Origin of the sequence: Streptomyces sp. ISL-96 (genome assembly GCF_018614035.1) — a bacterium.
Classification (GTDB): domain Bacteria; phylum Actinomycetota; class Actinomycetes; order Streptomycetales; family Streptomycetaceae; genus Streptomyces.
The window spans coordinates 263,017-280,350 of the sequence record NZ_JAGGPA010000001.1 but is presented as its reverse complement, the minus strand read 5'-3'; the positions used below and the strand labels follow the sequence as shown (position 1 = coordinate 280,350).

Genomic DNA, 17,334 nt, shown 5'->3' with positions numbered 1-17,334 from the left:
GGGGGCCGGGGGCGGGGGCGGCGGGGGAGGAGGAAACGGGGGCGGGTAGGAACCGTACGGACCGTGATCACCAGAACTCATGGCCGCGGAGGGTAGCAGCGGTATCCCGCCCAAGTCCCGCCGGGCGACGAACCACCCAAATCACCCCGCGCGCCCCGTCACCGGGACATGGCGTCCCGCACCGCCTCGTCCGTACGCGCCACCACGGCCGTACCGTCCTCCGCCGTGATGATCGGCCGCTGGATCAGCTTCGGATGCTCGGAAAGGGCCGCGATCCACCGGTCCCGCGAACCCGCGTCCCGCGACCAGTCCTTGAGCCCCAGCTCCTTCGCCGCCGCCTCCTGCGTGCGCGTGATGTCCCACGGTTCGAGCCCGAGCCGCTCCAGCACCGCACGGATCTCGTCCTGTGTCGGTACGTCCTCGAGGTAGCGGCGCACCGTGTAATCGGCGCCCTCCTCGTCCAGCAGATGCAAGGCGCTGCGGCACTTCGAACACGCGGGATTGATCCAGATCTCCATGGCCGCAACCGTACCCCCAGGCACCCGTCAAACAGGGTCTGGCCAGGGCCGATTGTCAGTGGTGGGCAGTAAAATCGAGGTAGTCAGAGAGGGTTCCCGACCGCCCCAGGAGGATGCCCATGGCCGCAGCCGCACTGTTCTCGATCGCTCCGCAACCCCTGTCGAAGACCCCACTGCCGGCCGGACGGCCGCGCGCGTGGTACGAGACCCACAACCGCCGCCTCAAGGCGATGCGCCTGGCGATCGCGCTGCTCGACACAGGCGTGTACCACCCGTCGCAGGCACCCAACCGCAAGATACGCACCACCGCGGAGCTCATCGGCATCCACCCGCCGTCGGACACGACGTGCCGGATGGTGCGCACGCTGATCCGCTACGGCCGCTGAACTGAGGCCGGGGGCGCGTCTTCGGCACGACCGAAGGCGCGCCTCTGCCCGGAAAGCGCACTGCCTCGCGGAAGTGTGACGCGTCACAGGCACTTTCAACTTCGTTACTCACCAGTACAGTTGCTCCGAAATCGCGATCTGCCCCCACGCGGAGAGGGTCGAATGAGCACTTTGGAAGCCGCAACGCTCGATCAGGTGGTCGACACAGCCCGGTATCCCCTGTCGGAACTCGACAGCGCCGAGGGGCGGGACATCGTCTCCCGTGCCCGGCGCGAACTGTCGGCTCTCGGCTGCACCGTGCTGCCGGACTTCATCCGCCCGTCGCTCCGCGACGTTCTGCGGCAGGAGTGCTCGGCCATCGCCCCGCTGGCCCACTCCGACGTCGAAACGGTCAACGTCTACAACATCGCGGTGGGCTCCACTCTGCCGGAGAACCACCCCGGCCGGAGAACCTTCCAGCGGGGCAACGCGTTCGTCGCCCGCGACCGCATACCCGTGGATTCCCTCATCAGCCGGCTGTACTCCCACAAGACGTTCCAGCGGTTCGTCGCGCGCTGCTTCGGGCTGCCGACGCTGCACGAGCTGGCGGACCCGCTCTCCGGGCTGGTCCTCAACGTCGTCGCACCGGGGAAGGAGCACCCCTGGCACTTCGACACCAATGAGTTCACCGTGAGCATGCTCACCCAGCAGCCGCAGTCCGGTGGCGACTTCGAGTACTGCCCCAACATCAGATCCGCGTACGACGAAAACTTCGACGACGTCCGCGACGTACTGGACGGCCGGGGCGAGCGCCTCACCCGCCGCCTCCCCCTGCGACCGGGCGACCTCCAGCTGTTCAAGGGCCGCTACTCCTTGCACCGGGTCAGCCCCGTGCGGGGCGAAGTCGCGCGTCACTCCGCGATATTCGCCTACAGCGAGCGCCCCGGCGTGATCGGCAATGTGGCAAGAACCCGGCAGCTCTTCGGCCGGGTACTGCCCGAGCACCTGGCGTCCGAAGGCCGGGCCGTGCGGGGCGACCGGCTGCTGGACTGACCGACTGCCGGATCGACCGACCGCCGGGCCCGCAGTTCGCCATCAACAGAGGAGCAAGCCCCGTGCGTTTCGACGCGACCGGAAAAGTCTCGCTCGACCACATCTACACGCAGCCCGACCCGGGCACCTACTTCAGCGTCCTGCGCCCGCTCGGCTACTGCGTCCCGCAGCTGGCGAAGCCCTACTTCGCGAAGCTCATCAAGGAGTACGCGGAGTCCCAGCAGGTGGCGGAGCCGAAAGTGCTGGACATCGGCTGCTCGTACGGAATCAACGCCGCCCTGCTGAAGTACGACGCGACCATGGACGAGCTCTACGCGCGCTACTCCAACGGGGGCGGCCGCCAAGCCCTGCTGGCCCGCGACCGCGAACTGTCCCGCTCCCGCCGCCCCGCGCGCGGCATCCGCATCGTAGGCCTGGACACCTCTGCCAGTGCCCTGTCCTACGCCCTGGAGGCGGGGTTCCTCGACGACGCGGTGAACGCCGACCTGGAGGAACACGAGCCCACACCGCAGCAGCGCGCCCAGTTCGCCGGGACGGACCTGGTGATCTCGACGGGCTGCCTCGGGTACGTGACCGAGCGGACCCTCACCCGGGTCGTCCGGGCGCAGGGCGGCCGCCGGCCCTGGATGGCCCACTTCGTGCTGCGGATGTTCCCGTTCGACCCGGTCGAGCGCGCGCTGGCCGGTCTCGGCTACCGGACCGTCCGCGTCGAAGAGGTGTTCAAGCAGCGACGGTTCGCCTCCCCCGAGGAGCAGTCGCTCGTACTGGACAGATTGTCCGCCGCCGGGGTGGATGCGCGGGGCCTGGAGGCGGAAGGCTGGCTCTACGCGCAGCTCTACCTGTCCCGCCCCACAACAACCACAGGTCCCCACGACCCGAATCGAGAGCAGAATTGAACACGAGCCGGGCAACAGCAGCCGTCGACACGACCTTCTCCCAGGAGTACCGCCTGCCGCGCGTGCCGCTGCCCACGCTGGAGGCGAGCTGCGAGCGGTTCCTCGCCTGGTGCGCGCCGCTGCTGACCGCCGGCGAACGGGCGGCCACGGAAGCGGAAGTGGCCGCCTTCCTACGCCCGGAAGGCCCCGGCCGGGTTCTGCACAGGGCACTGGAGGAGTACGACGCCACCGACGGCGTACACAGCTGGCTCGACACCTTCTGGCCGTACCGCTACCTGGGCCGCCGCGACCGGATCGCCCTCAACGCCAACTTCTTCTTCCTGTTCAAGGACTCCGGCGAGGAGCAGGTGGAGCGGGCGGCGGGCCTCATCGCGGGAGCCCTCAACTACAAGCAGCAGCTCGACCAGGAACTCATCCCGCCGGTCGTACAGCGCGGCGCGCCCCAGTCGATGGTGCAGAACAAGTACCTGTTCTCCACGACCCGCATTCCCGGGGCGGAACTGGACACCGTCCGCAGCCCGTACTCCGAGGCGTCCCCGGGCCCGTCCGAGGCGCGCCACATCGTGGTGTTCTTCAGGGGCGGCATGTTCCGGCTGGACGTGCTCGGCGCGGACGGTGTGCCGCACAGCCTGGACGACCTGCGGGCAGGCCTGCGCGCCGTCATGAAGGCCGGCGCCGTACCCCCCGCTCCCCATACCTCCATCGGCCACCTCACCACCATGGCCCGCGTGGAGTGGGCGGCGGCCCGGCAGACACTCCTCGCGTGCCACCCCCGCAACACCGATGCCCTGAACACCATCGAGACCGCCCTGTTCTGCGTCTCCCTGGAGGACTTCGCACCGTCGGACACCCAGGCGGCGTGCGACGAGCTGCTGTACGGGGACCGGGGCAACCGCTGGTTCGACAAGGCCGTGTCCTTCATCGTCTTCGCCGACGGCCGGGCGGGCATCAACGTCGAACACTGTGAGCTGGACGGCACCACCATCCTCAGCTTCACCGACGCCCTCCTGAGCACCCCCGCCGACGAGCACTCCCGCAGGTCCGGAGCCCGCCCCCAGGGCCCGCCGGCCCCGGAACCCATCACGTTCGAACTGAACGACACCCTGCGCGCCCAGGTATGCTCCGCCGCCGACGCCTTCGCGCAGTACGGGCAGAACACGGCCACCAGCACCCTCTCCTTCGAGGACTTCGGCGCCGACACAGCCAAGGCACTCGGCGTCTCACCGGACGCGTTCGTCCAGGTCGCCTACCAACTGGCCCACCAGCGTGCGAAGGGCCACCTGGGCGCCACGTACGAATCGATCGCCACCCGGCAATACCGGCACGGCCGCACGGAGGCGATGCGCGTAGTCACCCCGGAAATGCAGGACTTCGTAACGACGATGGACGACCCGACGACGGACGCACACACCCGGCGCACCGCGTTCCGCGCCGCCGCCGACAAGCACGTGGCACGTGCGAAGGAATGCCAGGCGGGCCAGGCCCCGGAGCAACACCTGTGGGAACTGGAACTGATCCAGCGCCGCCGCGGCAACGAACTGGGCGTAACGCAGCAGCCACCCCTCTACCGCACTCCGGGCTGGCTGAAGATGCGCGACGACTACCTGAGCACCAGCTCAGCGCCCTCGGCCAACATCCAGTACTTCGGCTTCGGCTCCACCAGCCCCCGCTGCATCGGCGTCGCCTACGTACTCCTGCCCCACCGCTTCAACCTCTACCTGAGCACCCCGCTCCGGGTGGCCGCCCAGATGCAAACCTTCGCCACCCGCCTCCGCGAGGCGGTAACCGAACTGAGCGAACTGCTCGCGTCCGAGGGCTGACCCGGGCGACTGAGGGCCGTCACGCCGTACAACACCGGGTGACGGCCCTCGGCCAGAAGTCCCGACTCAGGTCTCACCCGACGGCTGGAGGTGAGAGGACACAGCCGGGTCGGGCGCCCATTCCGCCGCCATGGATCCGTCCAGTTCAAGGCCGAGAGTGTATAGTTGCTCCCCGCGCTCCTGGCCGTCTCTCCTTTCCCATATGTCGGCGAGGGCCCCAATAGCGCTCGAATATCCCGCGTCTACTGCGGCACGGCAGAGTTCACCGGCACTCTCCGTTTGCCCCGCGTCCAGCTGCATCCGGATGAGAGAGATCAGTGCGCGGGAGTGGCCGAGGTCGGCAGCTCTTCTGTAGAGCCTTTCGGCCTCGGCGCCATCGCCGAGGCTCCGTCTGTGATCGGCCACTTGCCGTATGGCCTGAAGATCGCCTTCCGCCATTGCCTGCCGGTAAATCTCTTCCCAGCCGCCGCGCCCTTCCTTCTCAGCCAGGCCTGCGAGCACGGACAGGCCAAGCCACCGACCCTGATACGTAGTCCAGGGGGCATCCCACATTCCCGTGAACTTCGACCCAACCAGGTCAACTGCCTCCCGGGCCAACCGCTTGCCGACTTCTGGACTTGGCGCTTCAGACAGGAGTGAGGCAAGTGCCGCCAGAACAAAGTAATCGCCCATATCGACGGCCTGCCGCGCCGCCCTTTCCGCCCCCGCTATGTCTCCTGCTTTCTCCCGCATGCGCATAAGTTCGAACGCTGCCGATACGTCTCCAGCAGCCAGAGCCCGACCGAAGAGGCGATCCGCGGCTTCAGAATCGCCCGCGAGCATGCGGATCCGACCGCAGAATGTCAAAGCTTCCGCGTCGCCGAGATCTGCGGCAGCGAGAGCGAGTTGTTCCGATTCCTCGCTGCTCTCCAGGTACTCGGGCAACTGCGCGAGAGCGAGAAGCGCGGTAGGGTGGCCTGTCTCCGCCGCGGCGCGAGCGAGGCGCTCTGCCTCCGCGTGGTTGTCGGCTTCCTTATGCAGCAGGACCAGGTTGAGCAGTGGGTCCCTGTATCCCACATCCCAGGCCTTCCACGCCAAATTCTCCGCATCGACAAGAGGCCCCCGGTCCTGGCAGAAGTACGCCAGTTGCGCCCACGACGCGGAGTGGCCGCCTTCGGCAGCTTCTCTGAAGAGGGTGTACGCCATGTGCAGTCTGCTGCGGCTCTCGGCGGAGCCGGCCAGCTCGTGGAGATCGGCGGCACTCGCCGAGTACCGCTTTGCCGCCTCCCAGAAGAGGGCTGGGGGAAAGATAAAGCGGCGGACGTTGCGGGCGTGATGGTCGAGGTAGTCAGCCAACCGGTACACGTCAGGTATCGCGCCCATACCGCTCGGACTCGCCACATCATGGAGGGGTGCGGCCACTCCCATAATCTTCGTGCGCGCGTAGGCCAGAGCCCGCGAGAACCAGTCGGGTGGGGCGGCGGCGCGCTGCGCTTCTGTCAGGTAGCCGGGAGCCGCAGCTTCGAGGAACCGGGCAGAGAGCGGAGAGGTATGCCCCAGACGGCGGGCATCCATGGCAGCGGTGATGACCGCCTTGCCATAGCAGTCCGGCGGCCCGTCTCCTTGCTCGTAATGGTCGACCAGTTGGGGGCCGGCTGCGAGCGTCTGCGTAATCGCTGCGTCTCTGCTGGTACGTACGGCAACGAGCAGTGACGAATCATCCAGGGCGTGTACGGACTTCAACGCGGACCCGTGGAAGGCATTCGGTACGTGAAACAGGTCCGCCTGGGCAAGCAGAGCACGCGCTTGCTTGTGAGGATCCTTGCCGTTGTCGTCCAGCCGAGTGAGCGTGCGGTGATGCTCGGGCCACAGAGTCGCGATGATGACGACCGGGCCGCGCCGCTCCAGTTGCCGGCGCAGAGCTACGGCGGCCGCCTCTCCGGAATGACCTGACAGAAAGCCCTGAGCCTCGTTCAGCCACAGCACCGTCCGCGGGGCAAGAGCGTCTGCGGCCAGCACCGACAAGAGACTGTCCGTGTCTTTCGGGAAGACCAACTGCCAATCGCTCAGACATGTCCGTACGGCTTCGTAGGCAGTGCGGGTCTTTCCGGTGCAGGACTCACCGCGTACCACCACGAGCACGGCATCCTTGCCGGCAGCCACCGTATCCAGACGTGCGCGCAACCGCTGGTCGTGTTCGCGTTCGACATACGACGGCAGAACGAAACTCTGGCCCGATGTACCAGGCGACGCCTCCGAAGCGCCGGGGATCGCCGGGTGCACCCCGAGCTGCTGAGGGTGCCAGTTCGCCAGTGGACGAGGCTTGTCGGTCAGCGACCCGAGACGTGCGGCAGCGTCGTGGTCAGCGAGAGCAGCGACAGCGCGTTCACGCTGTACCCCAGTCCCGATCGCCTTCGCCCTCAGTCGAGCGACCTCGTGGTGCCGGTCACGCCAACTGACCGGGTCCAGTAGCAGTTGCTCCTCGCGAGACATCTCGATTCCTGCTCGTTGAGCGGTATCGCGCAGCTCAACGACAGCGGCAATGAACGTATCTGCCTGCTGGGGGAACCGGCTGCCGTGCAGCCATTCCCTGATCGTCGTCGGTGAGCCGACGCCTGCTGAGCGTGCCAGTGGTCTCAACGTCAGATGCCGCGCCAAGCGCGTGCGGTACAGCTCCCCCAGCCGGCGCAGGTCCGCGAAAAAGGCGTCCTCTCCCGCTCGGGAACCCCCGTTGGTCACCATCCGCTCCCCTGGTTGTCCAGTACGTCCTGCGTATCGCTGGACACATTGGCGATGCGCTCCCCCGCACCAGGCACACCACCCGATCGGTGTCCAGAGTTTCGCACACAGCTGCTGAACGCCCCGTTGGACATGGACTGTTGGGCACGTCATTCGACAGCGTCTCCACCGAGGAGCCCCGTATGCCTGTTAGCGACGTCGTCCACCGGAGCGTCGGCCTCCTGACCGATGCCTTTACTCCTTTGGGCACACTGCTCTTGGCCGTCTTCCTGCTGATATATATCGGCGTGATCCTCCCGGCTGTGTGGTCTCATCACGCGTACCGCCGCAGGGCGGCCAGAGGAATGCTCGACCTTCTGCTGCGGGCATTGAAAGTGAGGACCCGATGAACAGCGACGACCTCGACAACACCGTCTCCGACGCGCCGACGACCCGTATGCAGCGGATCGCGCGCAGTCGTGGCGCGCGTATCACCCGAGCAGCGGCGGGAGGAGCGGGCCGTCTGGTCATCGCCGTGCTCAAGGCCGCCGCCACACCGGCCACCCCCGAGCAGGTCACGGCCGACGCCATTGCGAGCATTGCCAAGGACGTCTCCAGCATTGAGGACATCCTCAACTCCCTTTCCGGCCGCAGGCAGTCAGAGGCCTCGGAGGAGTTCGGCGACAGCCTTCACACGGTCGCCTCAGACCTCGCACGCATCGTGATGGACCTGGAGCGCTTCGCTGCCGAGGACGACGACCTGTGAGCGATGCCGGCTCCGTTGGACGGGTTCAGCCCGCCCGCCCCGGCGACCCCGCCCGGGTAGGCCCGTACCGGGTCATCGGCCGTCTCGGCTCCGGTGGCATGGGCACCGTCCACGCCGCTCTCGATCCTGCCGGGCAGAGGGTAGCTGTGAAGGTGATCCACGCGGCGCAGGCCGAAGACCCGGAGTTCCGGGCCCGCTTCCACCGCGAAGTTGTCCTCTCCTCCCGCGTGTGCGGCCCGTGCCTCCTACCACTACTGGCGGCTGATCCCGACGCCGCTGCCCCGTGGCTCGCCACCGAGTACGCGCCCGGCCCCACCCTGAACCAGCACCTGGCCGGCCACGGACCGCTTGCGGGCGGCAGCCTGTACGCGTTCGCGACAGGCACCGCACAGGCCCTGGCCGCTATCCACCAAGCCGGTGTTGTCCACCGCGACATGAAGCCGCAGAACGTCATCCTCACGCCGGCAGGGCCCAAGGTTCTGGACTTCGGTATTGCCCACGCCGCCGACGGCACCTCGGTAACCCGCACCGGCGTCATGACCGGCACCCCCGGCTGGATCTGCCCCGAGCACTACCGCAGCGGCACCGCCGGACCCGCAGGCGACATGTTCGTCTGGGGTGCCCTTGTCGCCTACGCGGCCACCGGCCGCCTCCCTTTCGGCACCGGCGCACCGGACGTGGTGGCCTTCCGCGTCATGTCCCAAGCCCCCGACCTCGAGGGTGTTCCGCAGGGCCTGCGGGAGACCCTGGAGAAGGCCCTCGCCAAGGAGCCGGACGAGCGGCTGACCGCGACCGAGGCCGCCGAGGAATGCTCACAGCTCCTCGCGTCCCAGGCCACGCAAGTCCTCAGCAGCGAGGCCGCGATGGAGTCGACCCTCGTCGGGGACCTCATCGGGGCCGAGTGGGACATGCCTGTCCTCGACGACCCCACCTGGCACACGCCCCCCGCCCGCTCGCGGACGAGGCTGTACGCGACAGTCGCGACGGCGGCCGTCGTCGTCGGCGGTGTGACCGGGGCATTCCTCGCGTTGATGCCCGCCGAGACCGGCAGCACGTCCGGGCACAAGAGTCCGAAGTCGTCTCAGGGAAGGACAACGGCGCCGGCTCCCGGCTCGACCGGTGCACCGGCTGCAGCCAACAAGGGTGACGCGAAGATCAAGGACGATCCGCTGCCCGCGTACACGAGGGAAGGGCGTGGGGGAGAGCCCCGCTTCGAGGAGTGGGAAGCTGCCCGTGGCCCGGCCGTCACTGCCGAGAAGGGAGCAGCGTCCGCGATCAAGGATCGTACGGAAGCCCTCCTCGCGGACGACGGCATGACCGAGGCGACCGTGGACATCACGTACAACCACGCCGCCCAAACCGTTTTCGTGACCTCGGACCCGCAGCCGCTGTGGGGCGACTCCGCGCACGACACGTTTCTCCAGAACGCCGAGAAGGCGGCATGCCAGGAACTCTCCGAACGGCTGGGCTTGAACCCGGGCGGCTGGTCGTACGGCCGGTACGCCATCTACTGGCGCGAACTCATGACACCGGCGACCAGCGACACCATCCACGTTCTGGGATACGGGGACGCGGCCGGCGGCTGCGAAGGCCTTGAAGGCAGGGAGTATTCATGGCAGCCGGACACAGAGGGGCTGGAGAGAGCGCAGACCCCGAGCACGAGCCGGGACGAGATCCGGGTGGCCGACGAGACCGTCAACCGCCTCTTCTCCGAGTGGAACGGCAACTCCCGCCTGGTCAACGATCCCAATTACATCAGCCACAGCGACACGAGTATCGGCTTCGATTCGTTCAAGAGCGTCATGTACGTGTGGGCGCGGAAACCCGAATGGGACCAGCACACCCGGAGCCGGTGGGCAGAGGCAGCCGCCACCGTCGCCTGCGACACCATCACCACTGAGGCCGGCGCCCGTAAGGAATGGGCCTACTCCCAGTACGCCGTCGCCATCCGCGGCAGCGACGGCCGTGCCACTTTCCTGCGCTGGGGATCAGGCTCGAGCTGCCTGGAATGACCCGGGGTACGACCGCCTGCGGCGTGAACGACGACGAGCCGCCCCCTGCTCCGTGAGGTGCAGGTGACGGCTCGCCATGATCGTGTGTGCCAGGCCGGCGACGGCCTGTCGGCTAGATGTCGAAGTACAGCTCGAACTCGTGCGGGTGCGGGCGGAGCTGGATCGGGGCGATCTCGTTCACGCGCTTGTAGTCGATCCACGTCTCGATCAGGTCGGGGGTGAAGACACCGCCGGCCAGCAGGTAGTCGTGGTCCGCCTCGAGGGCGTCGAGGACGGCCGGGAGCGAGGTCGGGACCTGCTGGACGTTCGCGTGCTCCTCCGGAGCCAGCTCGTACAGGTCCTTGTCGATCGGCTCGGCCGGCTCGATCTTGTTCTTTACGCCGTCCAGGCCCGCCATCAGGAGCGCCGAGAACGCGAGGTACGGGTTCGAGGACGGGTCCGGGGCGCGGAACTCGACGCGCTTGGCCTTCGGGTTCGAGCCCGTGATCGGGATACGCATCGCAGCCGAGCGGTTGCGCTGCGAGTACACCATGTTGACCGGGGCCTCGAAGCCGGGCACCAGGCGGTGGTACGAGTTCACCGTCGGGTTCGTGAAGGCCAGGAGCGACGGGGCGTGCTTGAGGATGCCGCCGATGTAGTAGCGGGCCATGTCCGACAGGCCGGCGTAACCCTGCTCGTCGTAGAACAGCGGGTTGCCGCCCGACCACAGGGACTGGTGGACGTGCATGCCCGAGCCGTTGTCACCGAAGATCGGCTTCGGCATGAAGGTCGCGGTCTTGCCGTTGCGCCAGGCGACGTTCTTCACGACGTACTTGAAGAGCATCAGGTCGTCGGCCGCGGCGAGCAGCGTGTTGAACTTGTAGTTGATCTCCGCCTGGCCGGCCGTGCCGACCTCGTGGTGCTGGCGCTCGACCTGGAGGCCGTTGCGGTCCAGCTCCATGGAGATCTCGGCACGCAGGTCGGCGAAGTGGTCGACCGGCGGGGTGGGGAAGTAGCCACCCTTGTAGCGGACCTTGTAACCGCGGTTGTTCTCGACCGCACCGGTGTTCCAGGCGCCGGCCTCGGAGTCGATGTGGTAGAAGGACTCGTTCGCGGAGGTCTGGAAGCGCACGTTGTCGAACACGTAGAACTCGGCCTCGGGGCCGAAGTACGCCGTGTCGGCGATGCCGGTGGACGCCAGGTACGCCTCGGCCTTCTTCGCCACGTTCCGCGGGTCACGGCTGTACTGCTCGCCCGTGATCGGGTCGTGGATGAAGAAGTTGATGTTGACCGTCTTGTCCTTGCGGAAAGCGTCAACACGGGCGGTCGACAGGTCCGCGCGGAGCGCCATGTCGGACTCGTGGATGGCCTGGAAGCCGCGGATCGACGATCCGTCGAAGGCCAGCTCCTCGTTCGGGTCGAACGCCGCGGCCGGGATCGTGAAGTGCTGCATCACTCCGGGCAGGTCGCAGAACCGGACGTCGACGAACTTGACGTCTTCGTCGGCGATGAACTTCTTCGCGTCGTCGGCGTTCTGGAACATCCAACTCCTCCTACTCCCACCCGGTGGGGATGGGGTTGCAGCTCTCCGTGCGGCCAGTGCGGTGGCACACGCTGGACCCGACCATAGGCAGACCGGATTTCTCAAGCATGACCCATTTGTTTCGCGCAAGTTAACCGGACCGGCTCCCACCGGCTCCGGACCGGCGGCGAAGGGGCCCGACCTCCAGGGTACGAAAGCGGTCGCAGTACCTTGTACGGGTGGACAACAGGCAAGCAATCGGATCGTGGCTCTCCGGGCCGGGCGAAGCCGCCAAGCAGATGGGTGCCGACACCGGGTACCGCGGTGAGCGGCTCGGACTGCCGGAGCAGGGGCCGGGCGCCATCGCCCCGCTCGGCCGGCGCTTCGGCGCCCTCTTCGTCGACTGGGCCCTGTGCATGCTGATCGCATACGGGCTCCTCACCGGCGGTAACTGGCAGGCGTCCGGAAACTGGGCGCTGGGCGTTCTGCTCGTACTGAGCGTGCTCACCGTCGGCACCATCGGCTCGACGCCCGGCAAGCGCCTCCTCGGCCTGCGGGTCGTCGCGGAGAACGGCGACCGCCTCGGCCTCTTCCGCGTCCTCGTTCGCAGCGTGCTGCTGTGCCTCGCCATCCCGGCCCTGGTTTGGGACCGCGACGGCCGCGGCCTGCACGACCGCCTCGCACGCGCCGTCCAGGTCAGGATCTGATCGTACGAACGACAGAGCGGAAACGACAGAAGGGCGGCCCGGAACCTCTCGGTTCCGGGCCGCCCTTTGAAGTGTGTCGTCAGCGCATCTTTCCGCGCGGCATCTTCCCGCCCTTGGGCATCGGCCCCTTCGGGAGGGGCATGTTCGACATCAGGTCGCCCATGGCGCGCAGCCGGTCGTTGGTCGTCGTCACCTGGGGGCCCTGGAGGACGCGCGGCAGCTTGAGCATCGTGGTGCGCAGCTTCTTCAGCGGCACCTGACCCTCGTCGTTGCCGATGATGATGTCGTGGACCGGTACGTCCACCACGATGCGCGCCATCCTCTTCTTCTCGGCCGCCAGCAGGCTCTTCAGCCGGTTCGGGTTGCCCTCGGCCACCAGAACGATGCCGGCCTTGCCGACCGCCCGGTGTACGACGTCCTGGTTACGGTTCATCGCCACCGCGGGGGTCGTCGACCAGCCGCGCCCGACGTTCTGCAGTACGGAGGCCGCAGCGCCCGGCTGTCCCTCCATCTGCCCGAAGGCCGCCCGCTCGGCGCGGCGTCCGAAGACGATCGCCATCGCGAGGAAGGCCAGCAGGAAGCCCAGAATGCCCAGATAGACCGGGTGATCGATCAAGAAGCCGATCCCGAGGAAGACACCGAACGTGACGATGCCCACGCCCGCGAGAACGAGACCGATCTTGGAGTCGGCCCGCCGGGTCATCTTGTAGGTCAGGGCAATCTGCTTGAGTCGCCCGGGGTTCGCAGTGTCCGCGTTGTCTGCGCGTTCCTTCCTCGCCATGCTGTGAAGTTTACGTTGCCTGGGAAGCCCGGTCGGCCACGGCCTCCAGTACGTACTGAGCCTCGACCCGGTCCTTGGCCCTGCGCCGGTCTTCGAGCACCGATGTCCAGGCGTTGCGGCGTGCGGTGCGCTGTCCGCCGCCCATGAGCAGGGACTCGACGGCGCGCAGAGCGTCGGTGACGGACGGGATGGCGTGAGCGCGGACGGGGGCGGCCTGCATGGTGTGGGTCCCTCCTCGGGGCGGTGACTCGGGAACGACAGCGACTGCTGTGTGCAGCTGTGCGTAAACCTAGGGTCACTGATTGGTGTTACCAGCGCATGACCTGGCGGTCAAACACCCATGAACCCTTAACACGTACGGCTGAATCCCGGGCCCACACCGACGCGGCCCGTACGGTCCCCCTCACCTGCGGGGACTGTACGGGCCGCGTCGTCCCGGCCATTACTGGCCAGTAATTGCTTGTGCTCAGGTTCACACAGCCGGCGTGGCCGCCAGCTGCTCGCGCCGCTCCATCGCCTGGCCGAACAGCCGGCCCGCGCGGTACGACGAACGGACCAGCGGCCCGGACATCACACCGGAGTAGCCGATCTCGTCGGCCTCCTTCTGAAGCTCCACGAACTCGTGCGGCTTCACCCAGCGCTCGACCGGGTGGTGGCGCGGCGAGGGCCGCAGGTACTGCGTGATCGTGATGAGCTCGCAACCCGCGTCGTACAGGTCTTGGAGCGCCTGGCTGACCTCTTCGCGCTCCTCGCCCATGCCGAGGATGAGGTTCGACTTGGTGACCAGGCCGGCCTCGCGGGCGCGCGTGATCACTTCCAGCGAGCGCTCGTAGCGGAAGCCGGGGCGGATGCGCTTGAAGATGCGCGGCACCGTCTCGACGTTGTGCGCCAGCACCTCCGGGCGGGACGAGAAGACCTCGGCCAGCTGCTCGGGAACCGCGTTGAAGTCGGGGATGAGGAGCTCGACCTTCGTACGGCCGGCCTCGCGCTCCGCGGTCATCCCGTGGATCTGGCGCACGGTCTCGGCGTACAGCCAGGCGCCGCCGTCCTCCAGGTCGTCGCGTGCGACGCCCGTGATGGTGGCGTAGTTCAGGTCCATCGTGACGACGGACTCACCCACGCGGCGCGGCTCGTCCAGGTCGAGCGCGGCGGGCTTGCCGGTGTCGATCTGGCAGAAGTCACAGCGCCGGGTGCACTGGTCACCGCCGATGAGGAAGGTGGCCTCGCGGTCCTCCCAGCATTCGTAGATGTTCGGACAGCCGGCCTCCTGGCACACGGTGTGCAGTCCTTCGCTCTTCACGAGCGCCTGCATCTTGGTGTACTCGGGGCCCATCTTCGCCCGGGTCTTGATCCACTCGGGCTTGCGCTCGATGGGGGTCTGGCTGTTCCGGACCTCCAGGCGCAGCATCTTGCGTCCGTCGGGTGCGACTGCGGACACGTCCGGCTCCCTACGACTTCGATTCTTCGGCGCCCACCAGGGTACGCCCGATATTTGTATGGGGATTACGTCTCGCCAACCTATGGCCAGCGGTCCGCATTCCCCGGGCGCTGGACGGCCCGCTAGACGGTGGCCGTCTCGACGGGGCGAGGGGCCAGATCCGCGTTCTCCAGTACGTCCCGCAGGTGTTTCTCGATGACCGGCAGCACCTCGTCGATGGTGACGTCACGGCCCAGCTCGCCCGCGAGTGAGGCGACGCCCGCGTCGCGGATGCCACACGGCACGATCCGGTCGAACCAGGTGTTGTCCGGGTTCACGTTCAGCGCGAAGCCGTGCATCGTGACGCCCTTGGCGACGCGGATGCCGATGGCGGCGAGCTTGCGGTCCTCGCGGCGCTGGCCCGCGTTGGACGGGGCGTACTCGGGACCATTCATCCTCGGGTCGAACTCCTCGTCCTCGAGCCGGGAGTCCAGGTTCAAGTCCAGGGACAGGCCGCCGGCCGAAACCGACGGGCGCTGCTCCACCGGGTCGCCCAGCACCCAGACACCGCTGCGGCCCTCGACCCGGCTCGTCTCCACCCCGAAGTCGGCGCAGGTCAGGATCAGGGCGTCCTCGAGGCGGCGTACGTGCGCCACCACGTCGACCGGGCGCGGCAGCTTCATGATCGGGTAGCCGACGAGCTGGCCGGGACCGTGCCAGGTGATCTTGCCACCGCGGTCCACGTCCACCACGGGGGTGCCGTCCAGCGGGCGCTCGCTGTCCTGCGTACGCCGCCCGGCCGTGTAAACCGGCGGGTGCTCAAGGAGCAGGCAGGTGTCCGGGACCTCGTCCGCGAACCGTGCCGCGTGCACCTCACGCTGCTTCTGCCAGGCCTCCTGGTACTCGACGGCTTCCGCCCCGAACCCCAGTCGGACAAACCGCAGCTCACTCACGGCAACGCCTCCCTTGAACGAACACCGGGCACGTTTCGTGCGCCTCAGCCACTGTACGGCCGCGGCCAATCCGGTCACCGGCCAGGTCGTTTTCGTCAGTGTTCGTCAGCGTTCCCACGAATCCTCACACGATCGGATGAATGTGGGCCGAAGGGGCCGGGACGGATGGCACATGTCGCTAAATTCGCGCCGTTCCATGAGGGCTGCTGCCCGGCGCCCAGAAGGCAGGAGACCGCACAGCTGATGACGGAACGACCCCCGCAGCGCACCCCCAACCGCCAGCTCGCCGCGCTCATCGCGGAAGCGGGATTCTCCAACGCGGGCCTTGCCCGACGGGTGGACCAGCTCGGCCTGGAACACGGCCTCGATCTCCGGTACGACAAGACGTCGGTGACCCGGTGGCTGCGCGGCCAGCAGCCGCGCGGCACCACCCCCGCGCTGATCGCCGAGGTCTTCACCCGGCGCCTCGGGCGTCGCCTGTCCGCCCAGGACCTGGGGCTCGACGCCTGTGCGCCGGTCTACGCGGGGCTGGAATTCGCGGCCACCCCCGAAGAGGCCGTCGACATCGTCAGCGGGCTGTGGCGCAAGGACTCGGGAAGCCACGCCGAACTGCGCAAGATCGCGTTCACCCCGGCCGGTCTGGTCGTCCCGAGCCGGGACTGGCTGATCGGACGCGCGGACGACCGGGTCGCCCGAGGTGATCCGCTGCCGGTGAACGGTGCGCGGGTGCCTGCGCAGGGCCGCGCTCCCGCCGTGCCCCGGCAGCGGCAGACCGGCCAGACCGACCGCGGCCCCGGGCAGCGCGTCTCCGCGGGCGACATCGCGGCGCTGCGCTCGGTCGGCGAGCTGTTCCGGACGCTGGACGACGCGTACGGCGGCGGGCACGCCCGGCAGGCGCTGGTGCGCTATCTGGAGCACGAGACGGAGCCGATGCTGCGCGGTACGTACGGGGAGGCGACGGGGCGGCGGCTCTTCGCGGCCGCCGCCGATCTGACCCGGCTGGCGGGCTGGACGTCGTACGACATCGCGGCGCACGGCCTCGCCCAGCGGTACTTCGTCCAGGCGCTGCGGCTCGCGCAGGCGGCGGGCGACCGCCCGTACGGCTCGTACGTCCTGGTCACCATGAGCCGTCAGGCGGTGTACCTCGGTCACGGGCGGGAGGCGGTGCAGCTGGCGCGGGTGGCGCAGCAGGGCGTGGGGAGCGCGGCCCCGGCCGTCGTGCAGGCGCTGCTGCACTCGGCGGAGGCGCGTGCGCACGGGGTGCTGGGGGAAGTCCGGGCGTGCACGGCCTCGCTCGTACGGGCGGAGCGGGCGATGGAGTCGGCGCGGCCGGGGGACGAACTGCCGCACTGGGCGCGGTTCTTCGACCAGGCGCAGCTGGCGGACGAGTTCGGCCACTGCCACCGGGACCTCCAGCAGTACCGCGCGGCGGCGCAGCACGCGGAGCGGTCGCTCCAGCTGCGGGCGCCGGGCTATGCGCGGAGCCGGCTGTTCTGCCGGGTGGTGCTGGCGACGGCGCGGCTGGGGCTGGGGGAACTGGACCAGGCGTGCGCGCTGGGGGCGGAGTCGGCGCAGCAGGCTACGGAGATGCGGTCGGCCCGGGCGCTGGAGTATGTACGGGATTTCGAGAAGCGGCTGGAGCCGTATCGGGACGCCGCTGCTGTACGGAACTACCGGGAACGGGTTGCGGCGTTGGGGTGACGGTGGGGGTGCGATGCGGGTTGGGTGCGGGTTGCCTGCGGCGCTTTCCCCTACCCGCCCCTTCCCGAAACTGGGGGCAAGCCCCCAGCCCCCCGGACGCCCTCCGGGCGTGTCCTCAAACGCCGGACGGGCTGGATTCGGCAGCAG

The 17,334-nt window shown here is 68.3% G+C and carries 15 protein-coding genes; 8 read left to right on the top strand and 7 right to left on the bottom strand.

Translation table 11 applies throughout. The annotated features are described in order from the left end of the window. Window positions 1-158 precede the first annotated feature (158 nt). Window positions 159-518 carry an arsenate reductase family protein gene (locus J7E96_RS01230; protein WP_215126461.1) on the bottom strand — a complete coding sequence of 120 codons (360 nt, stop codon included), beginning with the start codon at window positions 516-518 and terminating at the stop codon, window positions 159-161. 113 nt (window positions 519-631) lie between these two features. Here J7E96_RS01230 and J7E96_RS01225 point away from each other — a divergent pair, with 113 nt between their 5' ends. The 4 genes from J7E96_RS01225 to J7E96_RS01210 all read left to right on the top strand — a co-directional run bounded on the left by J7E96_RS01225 (window position 632) and on the right by J7E96_RS01210 (window position 4,652). Continuing rightward, window positions 632-904, top strand: a complete 273-nt coding sequence (locus tag J7E96_RS01225; RefSeq protein ID WP_214977567.1) for a hypothetical protein — start codon at window positions 632-634, stop codon at window positions 902-904. Window positions 905-1,066: 162 nt separating this feature from the next. Next, a complete protein-coding gene (locus J7E96_RS01220; protein ID WP_215126460.1) occupies window positions 1,067-1,936 on the top strand; it encodes an arpA protein in 870 nt (289 codons plus the stop codon). A 62-nt stretch (window positions 1,937-1,998) separates the two neighbouring features. Further along, window positions 1,999-2,832 (top strand): class I SAM-dependent methyltransferase, encoded by an 834-nt coding sequence (locus J7E96_RS01215; protein WP_215126458.1) that lies wholly within the window; start codon window positions 1,999-2,001, stop codon window positions 2,830-2,832. Beyond that, the gene (locus J7E96_RS01210; RefSeq protein WP_215126456.1) at window positions 2,829-4,652 is read left to right on the top strand and encodes a choline/carnitine O-acyltransferase; all 1,824 of its coding nucleotides are present in this window, start codon (window positions 2,829-2,831) and stop codon (window positions 4,650-4,652) included. The genes J7E96_RS01215 and J7E96_RS01210 overlap by 4 nt, the downstream gene beginning before the upstream one ends. Window positions 4,653-4,718: 66 nt before the next feature. Here the strand turns inward: J7E96_RS01210 and J7E96_RS01205 are convergent, their stop codons facing one another. Then, on the bottom strand, window positions 4,719-7,373 hold the full coding sequence (locus tag J7E96_RS01205; RefSeq protein WP_215126454.1) for a lipopolysaccharide assembly protein LapB: 2,655 nt from the start codon (window positions 7,371-7,373) through the stop codon (window positions 4,719-4,721). Between the two features lie 382 nt (window positions 7,374-7,755). On the opposite strand from J7E96_RS01205, the gene J7E96_RS01200 reads away from it, so the two are divergent. Both J7E96_RS01200 and J7E96_RS01195 read left to right on the top strand, forming a co-directional pair. After that, on the top strand, window positions 7,756-8,115 hold the full coding sequence (locus tag J7E96_RS01200) for a hypothetical protein (protein WP_215126452.1): 360 nt from the start codon (window positions 7,756-7,758) through the stop codon (window positions 8,113-8,115). Continuing rightward, entirely contained in the window at window positions 8,112-10,127 is a 2,016-nt protein-coding gene (locus J7E96_RS01195; protein ID WP_215126450.1) for a serine/threonine-protein kinase, read from the top strand. Before J7E96_RS01200 ends, J7E96_RS01195 begins: the two co-directional genes overlap by 4 nt. Window positions 10,128-10,239: 112 nt before the next feature. Here J7E96_RS01195 and glnA read toward each other — a convergent pair whose 3' ends face one another. Further along, window positions 10,240-11,649 carry a type I glutamate--ammonia ligase gene (gene glnA, locus J7E96_RS01190; protein WP_215126448.1) on the bottom strand — a complete coding sequence of 470 codons (1,410 nt, stop codon included), beginning with the start codon at window positions 11,647-11,649 and terminating at the stop codon, window positions 10,240-10,242. A 218-nt stretch (window positions 11,650-11,867) separates the two neighbouring features. Between glnA and J7E96_RS01185 the strand changes: the two genes are divergently transcribed. Next, window positions 11,868-12,335 carry an RDD family protein gene (locus J7E96_RS01185; protein WP_215126446.1) on the top strand — a complete coding sequence of 156 codons (468 nt, stop codon included), beginning with the start codon at window positions 11,868-11,870 and terminating at the stop codon, window positions 12,333-12,335. Window positions 12,336-12,414: 79 nt separating this feature from the next. Here J7E96_RS01185 and J7E96_RS01180 read toward each other — a convergent pair whose 3' ends face one another. From J7E96_RS01180 to lipB, 4 genes are all read right to left on the bottom strand, one after another. After that, window positions 12,415-13,116, bottom strand: a complete 702-nt coding sequence (locus tag J7E96_RS01180) for a DUF4191 domain-containing protein (protein ID WP_215126444.1) — start codon at window positions 13,114-13,116, stop codon at window positions 12,415-12,417. A 10-nt stretch (window positions 13,117-13,126) separates the two neighbouring features. Then, entirely contained in the window at window positions 13,127-13,336 is a 210-nt protein-coding gene (locus J7E96_RS01175) for a hypothetical protein (RefSeq protein ID WP_215126442.1), read from the bottom strand. Window positions 13,337-13,588: 252 nt separating this feature from the next. Beyond that, a complete protein-coding gene (gene lipA, locus J7E96_RS01170; protein ID WP_215126440.1) occupies window positions 13,589-14,554 on the bottom strand; it encodes a lipoyl synthase in 966 nt (321 codons plus the stop codon). Between the two features lie 122 nt (window positions 14,555-14,676). Continuing rightward, on the bottom strand, window positions 14,677-15,486 hold the full coding sequence (gene lipB / locus J7E96_RS01165) for a lipoyl(octanoyl) transferase LipB (protein WP_215126438.1): 810 nt from the start codon (window positions 15,484-15,486) through the stop codon (window positions 14,677-14,679). A gap of 243 nt (window positions 15,487-15,729) precedes the next feature. Between lipB and J7E96_RS01160 the strand changes: the two genes are divergently transcribed. Continuing rightward, window positions 15,730-17,187 carry a regulator gene (locus J7E96_RS01160; protein ID WP_215126436.1) on the top strand — a complete coding sequence of 486 codons (1,458 nt, stop codon included), beginning with the start codon at window positions 15,730-15,732 and terminating at the stop codon, window positions 17,185-17,187. Window positions 17,188-17,334 lie beyond the last annotated feature (147 nt).